This is a genomic window from Sporolactobacillus spathodeae (assembly GCF_016908935.1).
Classification (GTDB): domain Bacteria; phylum Bacillota; class Bacilli; order Bacillales; family Sporolactobacillaceae; genus Sporolactobacillus; species Sporolactobacillus spathodeae.
Genome location: NZ_JAFBEV010000006.1, coordinates 108,684 through 132,625, shown reverse-complemented (window position 1 = coordinate 132,625; position 23,942 = coordinate 108,684). Strand labels below are relative to the sequence as shown.

15 protein-coding genes are annotated in these 23,942 nt (G+C 47.6%); 14 read left to right on the top strand and 1 reads right to left on the bottom strand.

Translation table 11 applies throughout. The annotated features are described in order from the left end of the window. Positions 1–496: 496 nt before the first annotated feature. Positions 497–1,765, top strand: coding sequence for a phosphoribosylamine--glycine ligase (gene purD, locus JOC27_RS04990; RefSeq protein ID WP_205005915.1), 1,269 nt, complete (start codon positions 497–499; stop codon positions 1,763–1,765). A gap of 315 nt (positions 1,766–2,080) precedes the next feature. Here the strand turns inward: purD and JOC27_RS04985 are convergent, their stop codons facing one another. After that, complete coding sequence (locus JOC27_RS04985; RefSeq protein WP_205005914.1) at positions 2,081–3,160, bottom strand: hypothetical protein; 1,080 nt, start codon at positions 3,158–3,160, stop codon at positions 2,081–2,083. 243 nt (positions 3,161–3,403) lie between these two features. Between JOC27_RS04985 and JOC27_RS04980 the strand changes: the two genes are divergently transcribed. The 13 genes from JOC27_RS04980 to JOC27_RS04920 all read left to right on the top strand — a co-directional run bounded on the left by JOC27_RS04980 (position 3,404) and on the right by JOC27_RS04920 (position 23,635). After that, positions 3,404–4,384, top strand: a complete 981-nt coding sequence (locus JOC27_RS04980) for an L-lactate dehydrogenase (protein ID WP_205005913.1) — start codon at positions 3,404–3,406, stop codon at positions 4,382–4,384. A 545-nt stretch (positions 4,385–4,929) separates the two neighbouring features. Continuing rightward, positions 4,930–5,226 carry a YerC/YecD family TrpR-related protein gene (locus JOC27_RS04975; protein WP_205005912.1) on the top strand — a complete coding sequence of 99 codons (297 nt, stop codon included), beginning with the start codon at positions 4,930–4,932 and terminating at the stop codon, positions 5,224–5,226. 34 nt (positions 5,227–5,260) lie between these two features. Beyond that, positions 5,261–7,495: a DNA helicase PcrA gene (pcrA, locus tag JOC27_RS04970; protein ID WP_205005911.1), complete on the top strand. Its 2,235-nt coding sequence runs from the start codon at positions 5,261–5,263 to the stop codon at positions 7,493–7,495. Between the two features lie 39 nt (positions 7,496–7,534). After that, positions 7,535–9,535 carry an NAD-dependent DNA ligase LigA gene (gene ligA / locus JOC27_RS04965; protein ID WP_205005910.1) on the top strand — a complete coding sequence of 667 codons (2,001 nt, stop codon included), beginning with the start codon at positions 7,535–7,537 and terminating at the stop codon, positions 9,533–9,535. A gap of 12 nt (positions 9,536–9,547) precedes the next feature. Further along, on the top strand, positions 9,548–10,732 hold the full coding sequence (locus tag JOC27_RS04960; protein ID WP_205005909.1) for a CamS family sex pheromone protein: 1,185 nt from the start codon (positions 9,548–9,550) through the stop codon (positions 10,730–10,732). Between the two features lie 795 nt (positions 10,733–11,527). Next, a complete protein-coding gene (gene gatC, locus JOC27_RS04955; protein ID WP_205005908.1) occupies positions 11,528–11,824 on the top strand; it encodes an Asp-tRNA(Asn)/Glu-tRNA(Gln) amidotransferase subunit GatC in 297 nt (98 codons plus the stop codon). A 24-nt stretch (positions 11,825–11,848) separates the two neighbouring features. Further along, complete coding sequence (gene gatA / locus JOC27_RS04950) at positions 11,849–13,309, top strand: Asp-tRNA(Asn)/Glu-tRNA(Gln) amidotransferase subunit GatA (RefSeq protein WP_205005907.1); 1,461 nt, start codon at positions 11,849–11,851, stop codon at positions 13,307–13,309. Further along, positions 13,309–14,745, top strand: coding sequence for an Asp-tRNA(Asn)/Glu-tRNA(Gln) amidotransferase subunit GatB (gene gatB / locus JOC27_RS04945; RefSeq protein WP_205005906.1), 1,437 nt, complete (start codon positions 13,309–13,311; stop codon positions 14,743–14,745). Before gatA ends, gatB begins: the two co-directional genes overlap by 1 nt. A gap of 1,212 nt (positions 14,746–15,957) precedes the next feature. Next, on the top strand, positions 15,958–16,896 hold the full coding sequence (locus JOC27_RS04940) for a diacylglycerol kinase (RefSeq protein WP_205005905.1): 939 nt from the start codon (positions 15,958–15,960) through the stop codon (positions 16,894–16,896). Between the two features lie 61 nt (positions 16,897–16,957). Further along, the gene (gene hisC, locus JOC27_RS04935; protein ID WP_205005904.1) at positions 16,958–18,025 is read left to right on the top strand and encodes a histidinol-phosphate transaminase; all 1,068 of its coding nucleotides are present in this window, start codon (positions 16,958–16,960) and stop codon (positions 18,023–18,025) included. A gap of 12 nt (positions 18,026–18,037) precedes the next feature. Beyond that, positions 18,038–19,417 carry a 23S rRNA (uracil(1939)-C(5))-methyltransferase RlmD gene (gene rlmD, locus JOC27_RS04930; protein WP_205005903.1) on the top strand — a complete coding sequence of 460 codons (1,380 nt, stop codon included), beginning with the start codon at positions 18,038–18,040 and terminating at the stop codon, positions 19,415–19,417. A gap of 761 nt (positions 19,418–20,178) precedes the next feature. Continuing rightward, positions 20,179–21,639 carry a DUF262 domain-containing protein gene (locus JOC27_RS04925; RefSeq protein WP_205005902.1) on the top strand — a complete coding sequence of 487 codons (1,461 nt, stop codon included), beginning with the start codon at positions 20,179–20,181 and terminating at the stop codon, positions 21,637–21,639. Next, positions 21,629–23,635: a DUF262 domain-containing protein gene (locus JOC27_RS04920; protein ID WP_205005901.1), complete on the top strand. Its 2,007-nt coding sequence runs from the start codon at positions 21,629–21,631 to the stop codon at positions 23,633–23,635. Before JOC27_RS04925 ends, JOC27_RS04920 begins: the two co-directional genes overlap by 11 nt. The last annotated feature ends 307 nt before the right edge of the window (positions 23,636–23,942 follow it).

The window sequence follows — 23,942 nt, the reverse complement described above, 5'->3', positions numbered from 1 at the left end:
CTGAAATCGGTAAAAGTTAAAACCAAAACTCGGGAGTTAGACCGAACCAGCAAAATTCGGCCGAACTTCTGAAAAGTTAGGCCGAACTGCCGAAAAGTTAGACCGAAGCTGGTAAAAGTTAGGCCGAACGTCGAGAGTTAGACCGAGCTGCCGAAAAGTTACTTCGAGAGCTAGACCGAATTGCCGAAAAGTTAGACCGAAATTCGAAAGTTGCACCGAATCGAGCAAAAGTTGCACCGAATCTCAAGAGTTGCACCGAATCGAGCAAAAGTTGCACCGAATCGAGCAAAAGTTGCACCGAATCTCGAGAGTTGCACCAAACTGAGCGAGAGTTGCACCAAAATCAGAAAAAGTCGCACCAACGAAACCGCACGAAACATCGATTCTCTCTTAATTTGTTTCGGTGCGTTGAACAGATTGCCTATTAATACGCACAGCAGTGACAGCCATCTGTTGCGTAGTCTGGCTGATTTGAAACGGAAAAGAGGTTGAACGAATGAAGGTCTTGATTATCGGCGGTGGTGGCCGCGAACATGCAATGGCATGGAAAGCGGCACAAAGCCCGCTCGTTTCCCAAGTGTATGCCGCGCCGGGCAGCGATGGCATCGCATCCATAGCTGAATGCGTGCCGATCGATGTGAGCGATTTTGAGGCGCTCAGCCACTTTGCGATTGAAAAAAGCATCGACTTGACGCTCGTCGGACCGGAATTGCCGCTTGTTGGCGGTGTGGTCGACCATTTCAAGCAAAAAGGGTTAAAGGTGTTCGGTCCATCGAAGGCAGCAGCGCAGATTGAGGGCAGCAAAGCATTTGCCAAAGCGCTGATGGAAAAATATGCGATTCCGACATCTGAATATCAGGCATTTACCGATTATGAAGCCGCGCGCGGTTATCTGCACCAGGTAGGGGCCCCGATTGTTCTGAAGGCGGACGGACTCGCCGCTGGAAAAGGCGTGATTGTCGCACTGACAATGGATGAGGCTGAAGTCGGCCTGAAGACTTTGATGAAGGATAAGAAATTTGCGGAAGCAGGTGCCCGCGTCGTCATCGAAGAATACCTCGAAGGTGAAGAGTTCTCGCTGATGGCCCTGGTCAATGGGGAACAAGTAACGCCGCTTGCGATTGCTCAGGATCACAAGCGGGCTTACGAAGACGATAAAGGACCGAACACCGGCGGTATGGGTGCTTACTCCCCGGTGCCGCAGATTGCGCCGGCTGTTGTCGACGAAGCAGTGCGCACGATCGTTCAACCCGCAGCGTCCGGCATGGTGCATGACGGATGCCCGTTCACCGGTGTGCTCTACGCTGGACTGATGCTGACAAAGAACGGGCCGAAGGTGATCGAATTCAATTGCCGTTTTGGCGATCCGGAGACTCAGGTTGTTCTGCCGCGGCTGAAATCTGACCTTATTCAGGTGATCGATGACGTGCTGGCCGGACGCAAGCCGACTCTCGAATGGACGGATCAAACAGCGGTTGGTGTTGTGCTGGCATCAGCCGGCTACCCTGGCGCTTATGCGAAAGGCGGCACGATCGGCGACTTGGCAGTGCTACCTGATGAAGCGTTGCTCTTCCACGCCGGCACGCGCAAAACAGACGCGGGCTGGGTAACGAACGGTGGCCGCGTGCTGCTCGTAACCCGCCTTGCTGATAATCTGCGCACCGCTCGTGATGCGGTGAATCAGGATATGGCACAGATTGCGACCGACGCTGTATTCTTCCGCCGAGACATCGGCCACCATGCACTCGAAGCAGCGGAAAAATAAATCATACTGAAGCGAAACAAGCAAGCCCCTTTGCACTTGGATAGCGAATCCAAGTTCAGAGGGGCTTTTAATTTTTAATATCTCGGATTGATAAAGATGAGCGGCAAAAAGCGAATCATCGCTCGTCTGCTTAGGCAATGATTTTTCAATGGAACGGAATGCGCCACGCATTCCGAACGACTTTTGCAGTCACAGAGCTTCACGCTGCCGGCTGTAAGTGTATCGGCATCAATTTTTAGCGGATTATCACTGATCTTTCATTAGCATGGACTTTATGAATCGTTTGATTTTCCAGAGAAAATGAAGGTAGTATGTTCACCATCTACTGTAGTAGTTATCATCATCTGCGCGACGTCGTTCCTCCTCTTCTTCTTCGCGCCTACGTTCTTCCTCCTCTTCTGCGCGTCGTCGTTCCTCCTCTTCTTCTTCGCGCCTACGTTCTTCCTCCTCTTCTTCTTCGCGCCTACGTTCTTCCTCTTCTTCGCGGCGCCGTTCTTCTTCCGCTTCACGCTGCCGATCTTCTTCAAGATCATCGCGTGCATACCATGGGTTGCCGTAGTCGCGTTCATAAATCTCTTTATCTCGAGCCCAGGTTGGGTAACCCGCATATTGTCGATCATTATCGTAATCGGCTTGCCATGACTTATAGCCGTAATGATTGATTTCCTCATGCTGGGTCTGACTCGTGCTGTACGCTGCCCCATCCGTTTTGTTATTGCTTGAGAAATAGGATGAGTTGTTTGACTGTTCGGTGTAAGCATAGTAATTGGAATCCGGTTCTTCCCAATTGTGCCTATTAGATGAATGAGCGGATGCGTGCGTACTCGTTCTGTTCGATCGATAGCTGGTTGGACGAGTATCTTTACTCGCAAATACGGCGCCAACGGTCAGAAAAGCTGCAGGAAAGAAGCCGAACATGTAAATGACAGCAAGCCACGAATTGATTAAACCGTGATGTAGTTGATAGTCGAGACTAAAAATCCAGTCCGCCAGACCGCGTATTCTATCAAGATGCGTAATCGGAAAATAATTAAGCAGCAGCAGATAAATGAAGAAACCTAAGCTGATAAGATAAGTGCTTAATTTTAACGCTCCGGCAACTGTGGCGGCAATCACAGCGACAACTATAAGCGTACGAAAAGGCGCTGGAGCATTTAAATTGGTGTACAAGGAAAGATAAAGAAGTGGAAAAGTAGCGAAAAAATAGGCAGCAGCAGAGAATGTTCGTCCTCCTTTTTTCTGCATATAGGCGGACATTACAGAAGCAATAACGGCACTGAGAATGATAAGCTGAAGGTTATTTGAAAGATGCAGCTGATGTAATTGAGCCAGCAATAATAAAACAACCAAACAAGCGGCATTGAAGAGATCCAGACAACGAAAGAAAAATTTCAAATCGACTTCATCTCCCATAGTAATTCGGTAACGCGAAAAGTGACCGCACTCTTTTTAATACTTAAACTATAAAGTAACATATGTTCGCTATCTTATAAACCCTAATATTTCCAAATGAAAATGAATGGCGCATTTGTTCAGCAATTCCGAATCTGCAGTGTATTGCGGCTAAATGTGAAAAGGTGTACAATTAGCGGCACACACGAGAAAAAGAAAACGTAAACAAAGAGGAGCGGTTTTACTATGAGCAAAACAATCAGAAAAGTCGGTATTGTCGGAATCGGAAATGTTGGGAAAGCAGCGGCTTCAGCCATTCTCCATGAGAATATCGCTGACGAGCTCTACCTTTCGGACATCGACAGCGAACGCGCCAAAGGTGAAGCTTATGACTTTGCGGACAGCATCGAAGTAACGCCGTCACGCACCCGCGTTTTTGATGTGCCGCTTGAAGGTCTTGCCGTATGTGATGTCATCCTCGTTGCTGTCACCGAACGTTCGCAGATGATCTCTTCGTCACGGCTGGAATTGCTCAAAGGCACAGCGGCTATTGCTTATGATATCGTTCCGAGGCTTCGTCAGGCCGGCTTCAAAGGTATCTATGTGATTGCAACGAATCCTTGCGACATCATCTCCTATTTATTCTATAAACTTTCCGGATTGCCGAAGGAACGGGTCATCGGTACCGGCACCGCGCTGGATAGCATGAGACTGCGTCGGCAGATTTCCAACCTGATCGGCGGCATTGATCCGCGTAGCATCAGCGCCTACATGTTGGGCGAACATGGGGACTCCCAATTTGCCGCTTGGTCACAGGTTCGGATTGGTGGACAATCACTCGATGAATTCGAGGCGGAATCGACTGAATTGACCGCGCTCAATCGGGATGAAGTGGAAGAAGCCGCTCGGCATTTCGGTTGGGAAATTCATAAAAGGAAAGGCAATACGCAGTTTGGCATCGGCAATCAGCTTGCTACTTTTGCGAAGAATATATTGAATGACGCGCGAAATATTACACCGGCTTCGGTTGTTTTGGAAGGCGAATATGGTCAGAATGATCTATCAATCGGTGTGCCGATTGTACTCGGTAGAAACGGCGTCGAGAAAATCCTCCATTTCCATTTGACGGACAAAGAAAAACAGGCTTTTGATGCATCGGCGGAGCTGATTAAAGGCTATATTCAAAAGACGCTGGATGATCATCAAGAAGAGACTGTTGAAAAATAAGCAATGTTTAAATTTAATATTATTTTTTGGGCGAAAAGGCAACGCGTCCAATGAGATGAAATAGGCTTCCCCCGCAATTCAGTCGGTGAGAGCCTATTTTTTTATCAATTGCAGAATAAGGATCAGCTTTATCACTGTCTCGATTTGTTGTAAGATGGTAGAGGTATACTTTCGTGAAGTAGTGCGCGACAATGATACTCATTTTATATACGTTGGCTCAATAGAATGTTGTTTTTCTGACAAAAAGGTAATGCCCCCTGGCGCCTGCAGGAATTTGTGTGCCGGACAGGCCGCGCTGTTCGGGGAGGCTTGCGGTATCATTGGCAAGCGCACGTATGGCTATAAATGATGAAAAATAACAACAGGTTTAAACAGAAAGAATTCAACAGAATTTAGTAGCAAAACTAAGGATCGACCATCGCCCCAAGGAGTTTTGCTACGTCAAGTTTTTGCTAATCGGTGCGAATCAAAAAGAGACAGCTTGATCGAAAACTATTTGTTGCATCATTAAATTATCAGGATGGCATTGAAGGGAATGGACAAATTTGCAAATCGATAAATTAAGAGGTAAGGCGCTGGACCAGCTATTTGACGCGGTTCTGACTTTGAAAGATCGCGAGGAATGCTATCGTTTCTTTGACGATCTCTGCACGATGGGCGAAATTCAATCGCTGTCGCAAAGGCTTGAAGTGGCACGGATGCTGATGGCTGGAAACACTTATCATCATATTGAAGAACAAACCGGCGCGAGTACGGCAACGATTTCCCGAGTCAAACGCTGCATTAATTTTGGCAATGAGGGCTATCAGATGACATTGGAACGGTTGAAGGAAAACGGCTGAATCGCTGAATGACATTAAATAGGATGTGCAATGAATGGACAGTATTTCACAAGATTTGCTCAAAGGGCTGAACCCCGAGCAGCTGAAGGCGGTCAAGCATCATCAAGGGCCGCTCCTAATTATGGCCGGCGCGGGAAGCGGCAAGACGCGCGTTTTGACGCATCGCATGGCTTATCTAATGATTGAACGCGACGTGGCACCTTGGAATTTACTAGCGATCACGTTTACCAATAAAGCGGCAAAAGAAATGAAAGAGCGTCTGACCAAGCTCGCCGGTCCGCTCGTCAATGATGTCTGGGTATCGACGTTCCACTCGATGTGCGTGCGGATTCTGCGCCGCGACATCGACCGGCTGGGTATCAGCCGCAATTTTTCAATTCTCGACACGACCGATCAGCAATCCGTGATCAAAAATATATTAAAAGAACGCAATCTCGATCCGAAGAAATTCACACCGCGTAGCATTCTCGGCAAGATCAGTGCGGCGAAAAATGAATTGAAGACGGCGGCCGATTTCGCCAAACAAGCGAATGACGTTTTTGATGAAATTGTCCGCGACGTCTATTTCGACTATGAAAAAAAACTGCGGCAGAATCAATCCCTAGATTTCGATGATTTGATTATGACAACCGTTCAGCTTTTTCAAAGGGTTCCGGAAACGCTCGCCTACTATCAGAAAAAGTTCCAATATATCCATGTCGATGAATATCAGGATACGAATCGGTCGCAATATCTGCTCGTTCATCTTCTTGCTGATCGCTTCAAAAACCTTTGCGTGGTCGGCGACTCAGACCAGTCAATTTACGGCTGGCGCGGGGCGGATATTCATAACATTCTCTCGTTTGAGGAAGACTATCCGGATGCGACGGTGATTAAGCTCGAACAAAACTATCGGTCGACGAAGAAGATTCTCGAAGCGGCTAACCACGTGATTGATAACAATCTGAACAGGAAACCGAAGAATCTTTGGACGGAGAATGAGGACGGGCAGCAGATCACCTATTATCAGGCAGGCACGGAACACGATGAAGGCTATTATGTCGCCGGAAAAATGCAAGAGTTGACGCACAATGGCTTCCGCTATTCCGATCTGGCTGTGCTTTACCGGACCAACGCTCAGTCCCGTGTGATTGAAGAAACACTCGTCAAATCGAATATTCCGTATCGGATGATTGGTAGTATCAAATTCTATGAGCGCAAGGAAATCAAGGATATTCTGGCCTATTTGAAGTTAATTGCCAATCCTGATGACGATATCAGCCTCGCTCGCGTGATTAATGAACCGAAGCGCGGCATTGGCGCCTCGTCGATGGATAAACTCGCGGATTATGCGATTCAGGCCGACTGCTCGCTCAATCAGGCGATTGGTTCGATCGACAAAATCAGCATTGCACCGCGGACCGCAAATAAAATGGAAGCATTCTCTGAGATGATCATGAACTGGTCGAAGATGCAGGAGTTTCTTTCAGTGACCGATTTAGTTGATGAGGTGCTCGACAAATCAGGTTACCGCGACGCGCTCAAGGCGGAACGAACGCTTGAGTCGCAAAGCCGTTTAGAGAACCTCGATGAATTCTTGTCGGTAACGCAGGAGTTTGAAAAATCGCATGACGATAAGTCACTCGTGACTTTTCTTACGGAACTGGCGTTGGATTCCGATGTTGAGGAAGAAAATGAAAAGACCAATCAGGATTCGGTGACGCTGATGACGCTCCATTCCGCCAAAGGTCTGGAGTTCCCGGTTGTTTTTCTCATTGGTATGGAAGAGGGGATTTTCCCGCACAGTCGCGCGCTGGATGACCCGGATGAAATGGAAGAAGAACGGCGACTCGCTTACGTGGGTATTACCCGCGCACGTCAATGTCTCTATTTGACCTCAGCTGAGGTACGGACGCTGTTCGGACAGACTGTCGCTCATTCCGCGTCACGCTTCATCAAAGAAATTCCTCAGACGCTGATTGAGCAGGAAGCAGGGCGAACGGCGAATGGTTTTGGCGGCGGACGTTTTGAGACGCAGCGATCGTCCTTTAGCTTTGGACGGCGCGCGGCTGAGCCGGTTTACCGCCAGAGTGTGCCGACACTGAAAAAACAGAGCGGTGCAGGCGGCGACTGGCAGGCTGGCGATAAGGTGCGCCATAAGAAATGGGGGGTCGGCACCGTTGTCAGCACGAAAGGCAGCGGCGATAGCGTCGAACTCGATATTGTTTTTCCAAAACCGGTCGGTCTCAAGCGACTCTTGGGCGCGTTTGCCCCAATCGAGAAAGTCTGACGGTCCGAGGTAGCAGATCGATTTAAGGGAGTAAAAGAAATGAACGAACGGGAACAGCATCTTCGCGACTTGCGCGCAAAGCTGAATCAATATAGCTATCAATATTATGTCGAAGACAATCCGAGTGTTCCAGACAGCGAATACGATCGGTTAATGAATGAACTGATTGCGATTGAGACCGAGCATCCGGAGCTGGTGACGCCGGATTCGCCAACACAGCGGGTCGGCGGTGAGCCACTAAAAGGTTTCGAGAAAGTGACGCACGAGATTCCGATGCTCAGTCTTGGCGATGTCTTCAATGAAGCGGAACTTCTCGACTTTGATCGGCGCGTGCGACAAGCGGTTGGCGAAGAGGTCGCGTATGTCTGCGAGTTGAAAATCGATGGACTGGCGATTTCGCTGACTTATGAAGCTGGCGCATTTGTACTTGGGGCGACGCGTGGTGACGGCACGACTGGCGAAAATATTACGAATAATTTGCGGACGGTGCGCACGCTGCCACTGACGTTGCCGAATGGCGAAACCGTTGAGGTGCGCGGCGAATGCTATATGCCGAAGCGTTCGTTCGACGCCTTGAACAAGGCGCGTCAGGAGAAGGGTGAGCCGCTATTCGCCAATCCGCGAAACGCGGCGGCAGGATCGCTGCGTCAGCTCGATCCGAAGGTCACTGCCCATCGCCGGCTTTCTGTTTTTCTCTACAGCGCGGGCCGCTTTGACCGAGAAAAGATTACGAGTCACTGGGAACTTTTGCAATATATTCGCAAACTTGGACTGCCGGTCAATCCGGAATCACGGCGCTGCACGTCGATGCATGAAGTTTTTGACTATATTAAAGAGTATACTGAAAAACGGGATCAGTTAAGTTATGGCATTGATGGCATTGTCGTTAAAGTCGATTCGATGGCGCAGCAGGCCGCGCTCGGCAATACAGTCAAATCGCCGAAATGGATGATTGCCTATAAATTTCCGGCAGAGGAAGTGGTCTCAACGCTTGAAGCGATTGAGATCAGCGTCGGACGGACTGGAGCAGTTACGCCGACGGCTGTCTTGACACCGGTGGTTGTTGCCGGAACGACGGTCAAAAGAGCCTCACTGCATAACGAAGATTTGATTCGTGAGAAAGATTTGCGCATCGGCGATCGCGTGGTCGTTCGCAAAGCCGGCGATATTATTCCGGAAGTCGTGAACGTGCTGGTCGGCGAGCGGACCGGACAGGAAACGCCTTTTGCAATGCCGACGCACTGCCCGGAATGCGGCAGCGAACTGGTTCGGTTGGACGAGGAAGTGGCGCTGCGCTGCATCAATCCGAAATGTTCGGCGTTGATTCGCGAAGGCTTGATCCACTTTGTCTCAAGAGACGCGATGAACATCGACGGACTCGGTGAGAAAGTGATCACGCAGCTGTTCAGCCACGAGTTGGTGAAAGACGTCGCCGACCTCTACAAACTGAATCATGATGCGCTGATCGAGCTTGACCGAATGGGCGAAAAATCAGTCAACAAGTTGCTTGACGCAATCGAGCGCTCCAAGTCCAATTCGCTTGAGCGTCTATTATTCGGTCTCGGTATCCGCTTCATCGGCGCCAAGGCCGCGAAACTGCTGGCTCAGGCCTTTAAGACGATCGACCGACTGGCAGAGGCAACGCCTGATCAGCTGCTCGCGGTTGATGAAATCGGCGAGAAAATGGCGGATTCGATCATCACCTATTTCTCTAAACCGGAAGTCGGCACGCTGATTGATGAGCTCAAGGCCGCGAACGTGACGATGGATTATCTTGGCCCCGATCCGCAAACAACGAATAACATAGATTCGCCTTTTACAGGCAAAACGATTGTTTTAACCGGCAAACTGGAACATTTTTCGCGTTCAGAGGCAAAAAATGAAATCGAAAAACGCGGCGGCAAAGTCACCGGCAGTGTTAGTGCTCAGACGGACCTTGTGATCGCTGGGGAAGATGCCGGATCAAAATTAAAAAAAGCGCAAGAACTCCAAGTGGAAGTTTGGGATGAAACGCATTTTCTAGAAACAATCAAGGATTGAGGAGGCGTCCTGTTGAAACAGAGAAGAAGCAGTGCACTGCTCGCCGGTTTCTTAAGCCTGTCGGTGCTCCTTGCTGGCTGCTCATTCGGTGGCAGTCAGACAAGTAAAGTTGTCAATAAAAAGAACGGGAAGACAGAAACGACAAGTCTGATTCCGGCCACAAGCAATAAAGGCTATCAATCAATCAAGCCACAAGCAAACGATCAAATGCGTGGTTATATTAATTACGGGGTCGACAATCGAGTCGATATCGATCAGCTGGAAGGCGGCTTGGTGAATCTGTCGAAATCCGTATACAGTCCTTCTAGCTATGTGTTCCAGAGCGGACAGTATTTGTCGACTAACGATATTGATCATATCCTTTACCGCAAAGGCCAGGAACAAAATGAGACGGGACGGTTTAAAGGCGTTCCGGGTTTGAACCCGCCGCTCGGCAAGGGCAACGTCGTCACGCAGGCGCAGAAACATCCGAAGTATTTGAATTACGTCTTGGAGCAAGATTACTTGAAAAAGCAAGGCGGTAAGTATGTGCTCGGCGGCGTATCGATTGCTGTCTCACTGAACTCCGTGTACAGCGACCGAATTATGGATAAAAACAAGAACATCAACCCGGTTGAAGTCACGTTGAATCAATCTCAGGTTAAGGCATGGGGCAAAGCGGTTGCGCCGAAAATTCTGTCGCGGATTCGTCAAGTGAACGGACTCAGCCAGGTACCGATTCTGCTGACGCTCTATATGACCTCAGCGCCATCCTCGCTTGTCCCAGGCGATTTCTATGCTCAGACAGAGGTTTCGGCCAGTTCGTCAACAATCAGCAGCTGGAAAAACATTAGCGATCATCATGTGCTTTTCCCGTCGAGTACCGCTTCATCAAATTACAAAGCTGATTTGGATAAATTCAACCTCTTCAAAGATGACGTGCAGAAGTACTTCCCAAATTTTGTTGGTGTTGTCGGGAAAGGTTACTATCACAACGGGAATCTGAGTGATTTGCAGCTTGATGTCAATATCCAGTTCACAGATGAGACGGAAGTCACCAGTTTTGCCAACTATGTTGCGTCGATTGTCAATAATCGTTTCGGATTCGCCCGCGACATTCCGGTGCATATCTATATCACTTCTGACAGCACACAGGAAGCGTTGATAGAGCGGACATCGAGCAGTGACAATGCGTACGTGTCGATTTACGAACATTAAGCGCCGTCTGAACGCTTACGTTTGAAACGCTGCAGGAAAGGCTACAATAGAGTCAAATAGTTCCGCAGTTTCTTAGCTGCGGTTCTTTCTTTTTCTAAGTACTTTTGAGAAGAAGCCGTGCTTTATCAACAGACGCGCTTGCTATTCACAGGGTTGTACACAGAATCAACAGAAAACACTGCATTTAGCAACAAAACGGCGACAAAATCATCCACAGTGCATAACTTCATCACTAATATAAAAAAGTTATACACAAGTGGATAACGATTCTACGCTATTTTGTTTTCAAAATTAGTATCAGAAAAACTAAGTCATAGCCGTCGCCCAAAGGATTTGGCTACGGAAAGTTTTAGAATGTATCTGATTCTGTGGCTAAAATGTAGCGGAGGCGCTCTGGCGTCTTGCGGGAACAGCGAGCCAAGTGAGACCCCACAGATTCTAGTTTGTCTGAGGAGGCTCACGGATCGCCTGCGGCAAGCGAGCAGCCGAAGCGCAATTTTGCACAAGGACTTGGCTAAGCCAAGTTTATCTACTTCGATAGAAATGTATCTGATTCTGTAGCTAAAATGCAGCGCAGGCGCTCTGGCGTCTTACGGGAAAAGCAAGCAGCCGGAGCATATTTTTTTCAAAACGAGACTTGGCTCGACAAATTTTCCGAACAAACTAGCTCTGAGGCACGGAATTTGTCGCCATTTCATTGCATCACACTTAGTGAATTTGCTATTATTGGATCAGTATTGGAATTTGATGAACGATCAAATTTTTTCGCTTAACTTAGGAATGGAGGTGACGATTGTGAGCCGAATCTCTGAAGAAGAAGTCAAGTATGTTGCCAATTTGGCCCGATTGTCTTTTAGCGATGAAGAAATCAAAACGTTTACGACGCAGCTTGATGACATCATCGGTTTCGCTGAACAATTGAACGAGCTGAACACAGAAGGCGTCGAACCGACGACCCATGTGCTCGACATGCACAATGTGATGCGCAAAGATCAAGTTGTGCCGTCTCTTCCACGCGAAGAAGCGCTGAAAAACGCGCCGCTTCAGGAAGAAGGGCAAGTCAAAGTACCGCTGATTATGGAAGCAGACTGATGCAATTTTAAGGAGGATGAAGAGATGCCGCTTTTTGAAGAAGGCCTTGTGCGTCTGAAGCAGAAGATACATAACAAGGAAATCAAGGCATCCGATCTCGTTGATGAAGCGTTCACGCGCATAAATGAAGTCGACGACAAGGTAAAAGCTTTTCTGACACTCAATGAAGACCAGGCGAAAGCCGAGGCACGCAAATTGGACGAGCAGGCGCTGACGAGCGACGCGTTGCTTGCAGGCATGCCGATTGGGCTTAAAGACAACCTCGTGACCAAGGGCCTAAAAACCACTTGTGCGAGCCGAATTCTAGAAAACTATGATCCGATTTACGACGCGACGGTTGTCGAAAAAGTTCGCGCTGAACAAGCGATCACTATTGGTAAACTAAATATGGATGAATTTGCGATGGGTTCCTCAACGGAAAATTCAGCTTATGCCAAGACGCGTAATCCGTGGGACACCGACCGAGTTCCAGGCGGATCGAGTGGTGGTTCGGCTGCGGCTGTTGCTGCCGGCGAAGTACTATTTGCATTGGGGACAGACACGGGCGGCTCGATTCGCCAGCCATCCGCATTCTGCGGCGTGGTCGGCATGAAGCCGACTTACGGCCGTGTCTCGCGGTTCGGTGTCGTTGCGTTTGCCTCATCACTCGACCAAGTTGGCCCGATTACACGTACCGTTGAAGACAACGCCTACCTGCTCGAAGCAATCTCCGGACTGGACGCCCACGACTCGACGAGCGCCAATGTAGCAGTGCCGAATTATGCCAAAGCGCTGACCGGCGAGATCAAAGGACTGCGCGTCGCCATCCCGAAAGAATACCTCGGCGAAGGCATCGATGCGGCGGTTAAGGATCAGATCAAAGCTGCAATTCGCCAATTGGAGGCACTCGGCGCTGAATGTGAAGAAGTGTCACTGCCGCATTCCCAATACGCGGTGCCGGCTTACTATATCATTGCCTCATCTGAAGCGTCGGCCAACCTGGCCCGCTTTGACGGCGTCCGTTATGGCGTGCGCGCCGACACGAACGACTTGATTGAAATGTATAAGAAATCGAGAAGCGAAGGCTTCGGTGATGAAGTCAAACGTCGGATTATGCTCGGTACCTTCGCGCTCAGCTCCGGCTACTATGACGCCTATTACAAGAAAGCGCAACAGGCCCGCACGCTGATTAAACAGGATTTTGAAAAAGTGCTCGAGAACCACGACATCATCGTTGGCCCGACCACACCGACGCCGGCATTCAAGGTCGGCGAACTGATCGACGATCCGCTGACGATGTATGCCAACGATCTTCTGACGATTCCAGTCAACCTCGCCGGTGTTCCGGCAATCAGCGTGCCATGTGGTCTCGCGGACGGCATGCCGGTTGGTCTGCAGATGATCGGACGTCCGTTCGGCGAAGAAACTCTCTACCGCGCGGCCTACGCCTATGAACAGACGGCTAGCTTCAAGCTCGCGCCGGCAATTAAAGGGGCGAATGACTAATGAGCAACTTTGAAACGATTATCGGTCTGGAAGTCCATGTGGAATTAAAAACGAAAACGAAAGCCTTCTGCGGTTGCGCCAATGAATTCGGCGCGGCGCCGAATACCCATACTTGCCCGATCTGTCTCGGACATCCCGGCGTTCTGCCAATTCTCAACGAAGAAGCGGTTGATTTTGCAATTAAAGCCGCACTGGCATTGAATTGCGATATTACCCGGGAAACAAAATTCGACAGAAAAAATTATTTTTATCCGGATAATCCGAAAGCCTATCAAATCTCTCAGTTCGACAAACCAATCGGCCGCAACGGCTCTATCGAAATCGAAGTCGATGGTGTGAAAAAGAAAATTGGTGTGCACCGTTTGCATCTTGAAGAAGACGCCGGCAAACTGAATCACTTGGAAGATGGCTCCGGTTCGCTCGTCGATTTCAACCGTGTCGGTACCCCGCTGATTGAAATTGTTTCGGAAGCAGATATGCGCTCACCGAAAGAAGCCTATGCCTATCTGGAAAAGCTGAAAGCGATCATGCAGTATATCGATGTTTCCGACGTGAAGATGGAAGAAGGCTCGCTGCGCTGCGACGCCAATATTTCGATTCGTCCCTTCGGTCAGACGACCTTCGGCACAAAGACCGAGCTCAAGAACCTGAACTCATTCACTTTTGTCGAAAAAGGGATCGCCTACGAAGAACGCCGTCAGGAAAAAGTGCTGCTCTCCGGTGGTCAGGTTGAACAGGAAACACGCCGCTACAATGACGCGACCAAGACGACAACGCTGATGCGTGGCAAGGAAGGCTCGGACGACTACCGTTACTTCCCGGAACCAGATATCATCAAGCTGAAAATCGACGATGCATGGATCGACCGGCTGCAGGCGGAAATTCCGGAACTGCCAGATTCCCGCCAAAAACGCTATGTCGAAGAGATGGGTCTCACAGATTATGATGCGATGGTGCTGACACAACAGAAGACAATGTCCGACTACTTCGAGACGGCGACCGCCGGCGACGCTGATCCGAAACTTGTCGCCAACTGGCTGATGGGTGAAGTCTCCGCCTATCTGAACAGCAAGTATCTGACAATTGACGAAGTGCCAATGAAGCCAGAAGCGCTAGCGAAACTCGTGCAATTGATTGAAAAAGGCACGATTTCCAGCAAAATCGCTAAGAAGGTCTTCAAAGATTTGATCGAAAAAGGCGGCGACCCAGAAGAAATCGTTAAAGCCAAAGGGCTTGTCCAGATTTCTGACGAAGGCGCGCTGCGCGATCTGATGCTGCCGATTCTCGAAGCCAATAAGCAGTCGATGATTGACTATAAAAATGGTAAAGACCGCGCCCTCGGCTTCCTCGTCGGCCAAGTGATGAAAGCCTCGCACGGCAAAGCCAATCCAACGATGGTTAACCAGATCATTCTTGAAGAAATTGATAAACTATAAAGTGCAGATTCAAAGGAAAGCCAGGGCATGCAGCCCCGGCTTTTTTAAATACGGTAAGAATGTATAAGATGCGAACAAAAGCTGAGCCGAACCGGAGAAAAGTTAGACCGAACCCCCGAAAAGTTAGGCCGAAAATCAGAAGTTAGACCGAAGCGGGGGAATGTTAGGCCGAATCCCCGAAAAGTTAGACCGAAAATCAGAAGTTAGACCGAACCGAAGAAAAGTTAGACCGAACCGGGAAAAAGTTAGACCGAAAATCAGAAGTTAGGCCGAACCGAAGAAAAGTTAGACCGAACAGGGAAAAAGTTAGACCGAACCCCCGAAAAGTTAGGCCGAAAATCAGAAGTTAGACCGAACCGAAGAAAAGTTAGACCGAAGCGGGGAAAAGTTAGACCGAAAATCAGGAGTTAGACCGAACTGGAGAAAAGTTAGACCGAATCAAGCGAAAGTAAGACCGAGCCCCCGAAAAGTTAGGCCGAAAATCAGAAGTTAGACCGAACCGGAGAAAAGTTAGACCGAACAGGGAAAAAGTAAGACCGAACCCCCGAAAAGTTAGGCCGAAAATCAGAAGTTAGACCGAACCGAAGAAAAGTTAGACCGAACCGGAGAAAAGTTAGACCGAACGTCTAAAAATTTAGACCCAATCTCGACCAGGTTCCAAGCCAAGGCTTGATTTTCGAACAGTGAAAACCATGTTAAAATCTTCAATCGGAACGTTCCGCGGTTGCGGAACGAACATTTTTTAAAGAGCTATTTTAACAGAGAAAAGTCATAACGAATTTCAGGAGCTGCACCGAATCGAGCAAAAGTCGCACCGAAATTCGTAAAAGTAGCACCAAGACCAAGGAAAGTCGCACCGAAATTCGAAAAAGTAGCACCAAAACCAAGGAAGGTCGCACCGAATTTCAGGAGTCACACCAAATCAAGCAAAAGTTGCACCGAATCCTGGAAAAGTTGCTCCTAAATCAAGGAAAGTTGCACCGAATTTCAGGAGTCGCACCAAATCGAGCAAAAGTCACACCTAAATCCGTAAAAGTCGCACCGAATCAGATAAATTGCCTGAACTGGTGTTTTTGCTTTTAAAAAATTTTTACAATATAATGAGATCAGGGAGAATGCCTGCTAATCTAAAGATAGACGCATATAATAAGCGTTTCCATACATAGAGAGAAGATATAAGGATCTTGCAATTGATTGGGTGATAAAATGATCATGAAAAAAGCAAGACTAATCTATAATCCAACCTCAGGACGGGAAATGGCGAAGCGAAATATCGCCTATATCCTGGATCGTCTGGAAGAAGCCGGATACGAGGCGTCCGCCTATGCGACCAAGGGTAAAGGAGACGCGACAAAAGGTGCCCGCAAAGCTGTGAAGCGGAAATTTGACATGGTGATTGCGGCCGGTGGCGACGGCACAATCAATGAAGTCATCAATGGACTAGCGGAGCAGGAATACCGACCGCGCCTCGGTGTGTTGCCGCTTGGAACAACGAACGATTTCGCGCGCGCCGTCAATATTCCCCGCGACATTGTCAAGGCATGCGATGTGCTCTGCGGCGGTTACGATATGCCGATTGATATCGGCAAAGTCAATGACCGCTTTTTCATCAATATCGCTGGCGCCGGCAAACTGACGGAGCTGACCTACGACGTGCCGAGCAAGCTAAAGACAATGCTTGGACAGATGGCCTACTATATGAAGGGCATTGAAATGTTGCCATCGATTCGGCCGACCAAGGTCACCATTGATTACGATGACCGGACGTTCTCCGGCAATATCATGATGATTCTTGTCTCGAACACGAATTCGGTTGGCGGCTTTGAGAAGCTGGCACCGGAAGCCTCGCTGAACGATGGCAAATTCGATCTGATCATTTTGAAAGAGGCGAATCTTGCCGAATTCATCCGCCTGGCATCGCTTGCGACGCGCGGGGAGCATATGAAAGATCCGAAAGTCATTTACGCACAGGCGAGCCGAATCCGAATCCATACGCATGAGCGGATGCAGCTGAATATTGATGGCGAGTACGGCGGTGATTTGCCAAGTGAGATTGTTAATCTCTATCAACATCTGCATTTAATGGTGCCGAAAGAAGTTGCGGAAGCGCAGCAGCTGCGCCTAGAGACAGCAGTAAAGAGCGAAGTATAAAGTGTATCCGGACTCGATACCGGAACACTTTTTTGTTATAAAAAATCAGCGGAGGCGGCTTATGAGCAAGTATTGGAATGAACGCGTGCAGAAACTCGAACCCTATGTCCCAGGTGAGCAGCCGAAGGACCAGAACTATATCAAATTAAATACCAATGAAAATCCGTACCCGCCGTCGCCGAAAGCGCTAGAGGCGATGCGCGACTGCCTCGACGCGCGGCTGCGGCTTTATCCCGATCCGAATGCGAGCGATTTACGGCAGGCGATCGCCACTTATTATGACGTGCCGGTTGACACTGTTTTTGTCGGCAACGGATCGGATGAAGTGCTGGCATTCGCATTCATGACCTTTTTTTCGCCAAAACGGCAAGTGGCATTTGCCGACATTACATACAGTTTCTATAAAGTTTACGCCAATCTCTGCAGCCTCGATCCGCGGAGCATTCCGCTCGATGATGCATTCCAAATACCGGTCGACGCGTTCTGCGAAACAAGCGGTGGCGTCGTATTGCCGAATCCGAACGCGCCAACTGGCCGCGGTTTGCCGATCGATGTACTTCGCAAAATTATTGAAGCTGATCCAGACCGTGTCGTTGTGATTGATGAAGCATACATCAATTTCGGCGGGACCTCAGCTGTCTCGCTCGTGAAAGACTATCCGAATCTGCTCGTTGTCCAGACACTATCCAAATTCGCTGCCCTGGCCGGGATTCGTGTCGGCTTCGCAATTGGTCAACCAGAACTGATTGACGGCCTCAACCGGCTGAAGAACTCGCTCAATTCGTATACGCTAGACCGTGTCGCTTTGGCCGGCGCTCAGGCAGCAGTTGAAGACTTTGCCTACTCCGAGGAGATGGCTCGCCGCGTGATTGCGACTCGCGAACGTGTCAGCGCCGAATTGCGAGAAGCGGGTTTCGATGTCCTACCGTCTGAATCAAACTTTATTTTTATTTCACATCCTGAACATGACGCGGAACAATTATTCCGCAACCTTAAAGCCCGCGGCATTCTCGTTCGCTATTTCAATCAGCCGCGGATTTCCGATCATCTGCGCGTCAGCATCGGCACCGATGCGGAAATGGACGCATTTCTCAAAGTCACAAAGGAATTAATCCGCGAGGATCGTTAAGGAGCCTTATCTATGCCTGAAGCATTGCCCGTTATGAAAAATGAAACATACGACGTCGTCTTCACCGATTTGACGCAGGAGGGTGCCGCCGTCGCCAAGGTCGATGGGTACACCTTGTTTGTGCCCGATGGTTTGCCCGGTGAACACGCCCGCATCCAAGTGGTCAAAACGAATAAAGACTATGGCTACGCAAAAATTCTTGAACGGACAGAAACGAGTCCCGACCGAGTCGCACCGCCATGCCCGATTTTCGATACATGCGGCGGTTGCACGATCCAGCACCTCGCCCCGGACGCTCAGCTTGCGTTCAAACGCGACATCGTTCGCCATGCGTTGACGCGGATCGGCGGCCTCGATGCGACTGACACGGCGCCGACACTCGGTATGACCGATCCGTGGGATTACCGTAATAAGATCCAAGTGCCGGTCGCACTGCAGAACGGTGCGTTCGCGTTCGGCTTCTATCGCAAGCGCAGTCACGCGATTGTGCCGATGGAACACTGCCCAATTACCGATCCGCTGATTGACGCAATCGTTCAGACGGCACGTCAGATTGCTGAGGAAAAAGGCATCCAGCCCTATGATGAACAGCGTCACCGCGGGTCGCTGCGCCACATCATGGCACGGATCGGAAAACAAACCGGCGAAGTGATGGTCGTATTCGTCACGAAAACGGATGACTTGCCATTCCGAAAGGCGTTCATCGACGGACTCACAAGCCGCTACCCGCAGATCAAATCGATTGTCCACAACGTCAACAACAGGCGAACCAATGCGATTCTCGGCAAAGAAAGCCGGACGATCTGGGGCCGCGACGCGATCTATGACAAAATCGGCGGCATCACCTTCGCGATCTCTGCACATTCCTTTTACCAGGTCAATCCGTCTCAGACCGAAGTACTTTACAAAAAAGCGCTTGAGTTCGCTGCTCTGACCGGCAAGGAAACGGTGATTGACGCCTATTGCGGCATCGGTACGATTTCGCTGTTCCTCGCCAAGGCCGCGAAACACGTCTACGGTGTCGAAATCGTTCCCGAAGCGATTGCCGACGCCCGGCAAAACGCCGAGCGGAACGGCATCACCAACGCTAGCTTCGAAGCGGGAAAAGCTGAAGAAGTGATTCCCGCTTGGCGCGCCCAAGGCATCGCGCCCGATGTGATCGTCGTCGACCCACCGCGCAAAGGCTGCGACGCTGCATTGCTTGACACGATGCGCGCGATGCAGCCGCAGCGAATCGTCTACGTTTCCTGCAACCCCGCCACCCTGGCCCGCGATTTGAAAACACTCACAGCTGATGGCCTGTATCAGGTGAAGAAAATTCAGCCAGTGGACATGTTTCCGCAGACGACGCATGTGGAGACGGTTGTCTTGATGTCACGCAAAGATAAATAAATAGGCCCCAAATGGCTTGAAATCAAAGGTTTTCAGACTTTCGGTAATAATAACCGTTTGCTAGAAGCCTTATTTTTTTATCTTTCAATAGTAGCCCCGGGGAAAAAGCGTTGCTGGATTGAGGCTAGAGAACTGCTTTTTGCCTTGTGAGTTAAGGAAACTACGGTACACAAAAGACTAACGACAAAGTGCAGAAAATAAGAGTAGCGGCTTACTGACGAGTTTCTACAGACAGCGATGAACAGGAAACCAGCTACGAAACGCAGATAGAGTATTATACTTCCTATATTGAAAGTCATCCAGATTGGGTTTTTGCCAGGATTTATGCTGAGTTGTATCATCGGCTTAGAGATGGCAGACCTCCAATTTTGTTAAGTAAAAAAGGACATAACTTCCGGTTAATATAGCATTACAATCTTCTCTAAGCTGTGCCCACGACTGGCCTTTCTTAGTTCTTATTTGTTTTACAGTTTTCCAGACAACATTGTCTCTATCATCATCAGAATTTGCAGAACTATTAATCTGGTTATTCTGTTTACAATTGCCGATCGGGAGCTAAATCTTTTGCAAATGTTGTAATTAGGGACACAGGCTTATCAGAAAGTGATATTCTCGAAATGCTCGATAATAAGGGCTTATAAAGTATACAAGAATTTGTTCAAGCTGATTTTTGAGGACTTGGAATAGGAACAGCACTACAAAATGATGATGGGCGAGGATACGAAATTATATAGTATTTAATTCTAAAAGGAGTCGATAATATGACCACTTGCTTAAAACTCGCAATAACTAAAATCGGTGACTTATTGTTGCACGATAAAGTAACGCAGGATAAAGACGGTAACTCCATTACTGACATTAATTTGGTAATACCGAATTATCAGCGGCCCTATAAATGGACAGCAAAAAATGCAATTCAATTGCTTGACGACATTATTGATGCTAAAAACGAAAATAAAGAAATCTATCGAGTAGGGACACTCATCCTCCACCAAGAGGGAGAATCAACATATAACATCGTCGACGGGCAACAGCGAACGATTACCTTTTCGTTGCTACTTAAGGCTCTTTGTGCTGATTCAATAAGTTTCCTAGAGCAGCCCCTCGCAAATAACCCACATAATACTCGTAATATACCCAACAACTTCCGCACACTGGAAAGACGTGCAAATAATATAATCGACGACAGGGATAGAGGAGAACTGCTGGATTATATCGAAAACAACTGCGAACTCATCGTTGTCATTACAAAAAACATATCCGAGGCCTTCCAGTTCTTTGATTCGCAAAATGCTCGTGGCAAAAAGCTTTACCCTCATGATCTGCTGAAGGCTTATCATCTTCGTGAGATGAACGATTTGGATGTAGCGGAAACTGAGGAGGTTGTAAAAGGTTGGGAGGATTTAGACCAAAAAGAACTCTCGGCACTGTTCAGTGATTATCTCTATCGCGTGAAAGAATGGACAAAAGGCAACAAGGCTTGGGAACTCACCGAGCATAATATACATAAATTCAAGGGTATCACCCGGCGGGACAACTTCCCTTACGCTCAATTTTACAAAGGGGCATTTGCCTATGCTGATACGGTCAATCATTCCGCAATGCCTTTTGTTTCAGGCATACGGAATCTTAAACCGTTTCAGTTGGACACGCCAATTGTGGCGGGCAAGCCGTTTTTTGATTATGCAAAACACTACTTTGAAATACTTAAAGACATTCAGAACAACGACAAATATGAGGGCTATTTTATTAATGATAACGACATTATAAAAACACTTGACCTGAGAACATACAAAAATGGTGTTGGCAACCGAATCACACGATTGTTGTTTGACACCGCTATTTTGCTCTATGTTGATAGGTTCTGCCCCGAACGACCTGCAAAAATGGACTTGGAAATGTTAGACCAATTTGTGGTGTTTGACTTTGTCTGGGCTTATTCACTTAGAGCACAGTATTATAATGTCGGTTGGCTGTCGGCGCAAAACTACATTATGGGCAACGATGTTACGAATTCTTTCAACATATATAAAATCATAACCGAAGCAGATTCCCCGGTTTCGCTTTTAAGCACACTTTCCGACAGGATGAATCCGGTACCGATTGCCTACATAGTGGCGAAAAAAAATAATGTGGACGAGCTGGACGAAGAAGGCATTTATCAAAACTATCTCCACTATTTCAAAATAAACAAATTCTTGGAGGACGAAAATGAAAACTAAAACTTTGCCGCTCAAAGAACTGTCCATCGCCGAAATTTATAACGGCGACAAAGCAACTTATGAAGTTCCGATATACCAGAGAAACTATGCGTGGGAAAAAGATGAGATTTCCGCACTGATTCAGGACGTCTATGATGTGTACACCGCCAAAAAGCAGACGTACTTTATCGGGACGTTGGTGTCCTTCCATAAAGGAGATCAAGTTTATGAAGTGATTGATGGCCAACAGCGGCTAACCACAATTAATCTCGTGCTGGGAGCATTGGGAGTTTCCATCCAAAACAAACTGACTTATCGGGCACGTAAAAAATCGAACGACACCATTCAAAGCATCCCTTGTTTTGAGATTGAAGAAAAAGACTATGGAATCGTAAAAGGCTTTAAATATGCCAAGGACGCCATTAATGAGATAGTTCCGAAAGCATGCCAAGATGGGTTCAAAAACTATTTTCAGCACAGCGTTCACTTAGTTCACTACCAAGTGCCGAAAGACATAGACTTAAACCACTACTTTGAAATCATGAATTCCAGAGGCGAGCAACTGGAAAAGCATGAAATTATTAAGGCACGCCTTATCGAAAAACTGAATAATGCTGATAAAGCGAAATTCAATCGCCTGTGGGAATATTGCAGCGAGATGAATGTCTATATTCAGCAAAAATACAGCAGCGACAGGAACAGTGCGACTCAGATTTTCGGGAAGTCTCTCGGTGATTTTGGCTATGTTATGGATTTTGATGCTTTGCCGGATGTCGAAGACAACACCAATACGCTTAAAATCAGCGAACTTATCAACTATAAAGGCTTAGAAACCCCGCAGGATGAAGAGGACAAAATTGATACGTTTCAGCCAATTATTGATTTTTCAAACTTCCTGCTTATTGTGCTGAAGCTCACCCACATGGAAGAAAGCGGATTTGACCCTACGAGTTTTAATCTCGACGACAAAGAATTGATTCATGAATTTGATAAGGTGCAGGTTGACAAGAAATTTGTCAAAAGGTTCGGTTTCAACTTACTGATGGCAAAATATCTATTGGACAACTATCTCGTGCATCATTCAAATGAAGATGACACTATTGAGAGCAATCCTTGGAAGCTACAATACTGGCAAAAAGAAGGCAAAAAAGGGTATCTAAAAAATCTTGACGGTGAAAGCGATACACAGAATAAATTGGTGCAGCTGCTTTCGATGTTCGAGGTATCATTTACGGCAAGGCAAAGGAAAAATTACCTTTTCTACTGCTTGCTGCACCTGTTCCGCTCTGACGACTGGGATATTGGCAAGTATTACGAATTTTTATTGGGACTGGCGGATAAATACTTCAAAGATGTATATTTGGTGGCGGATAATCTTAACGAAATCAATACACCGAAACCCGGTAGTTTTGATAACGCCATCCTTCGCGATAATTCACTTGATATTACACCGCACAATAGCAGTTTTGATTTTGCCGCAATCTATGGAGATGGCACGATAATGTCGAAGGGAATTCCTTTGTTCGTTTTCAACTATCTTGACTATAAACTGTGGGAGAAATATGCTAATGAGTTTCGCGGCAAGAAAACAAAAAAAGACAGTAAAGAACGGAACGAATTTTTTACCGCACTTGGATGTGCTGATTTTGGCTTGAAAGTATTCGAACAGTTTTATTTTTCGAGAACGCGCAGGAGTTTAGAACATTACTACCCTCAAGCCAACGCTAATGGAAATAATGGTGCGGTGAATGAAGATCAAATAAATTGTTTGGGTAACTACGCCATGATTGGTAGTGAAGCAAATAGTTCCGGCTCAAATTGGAGTCCTAAAACAAAGCTCGATCATTACTTAGATGCTTCTGGAAAGATTAAGCAGGTAAGTGTGGCATCTATAAAATTTATGATTATGATGCAGAAATGCAAAGACAATCAAAATTATCGTGGAGTGGGACAGGAATGGAATTTTGAAGACATAAAAGAGCATCAAGATAGAATGTCAGAAGTATTGCTTGGTTGATTAAAGCAAAATCGCCTCAGTAATTAAAGGTGATACAATCCAAAAAAGGCATTCACGGGCTTTTGGGATTTACCTATAAACCGTTGATATGTTTCTACATACCATTAAAGGGCCAAAAACCGGTTGACCTGTTCCCTAGAACATCGACATCAATAATGAAAACTCGTGCCACGATAGACGGTCGCACTGCTGGAGAGAAATTTTTCTAACTAAAAAAATTTTTTGAATCAATATATGTATTTCTAGGTCGTAAACGACCTTTTCTTGATTGATTTTGTTATGTATAGTTTGATTTAAAGTGTTTAAA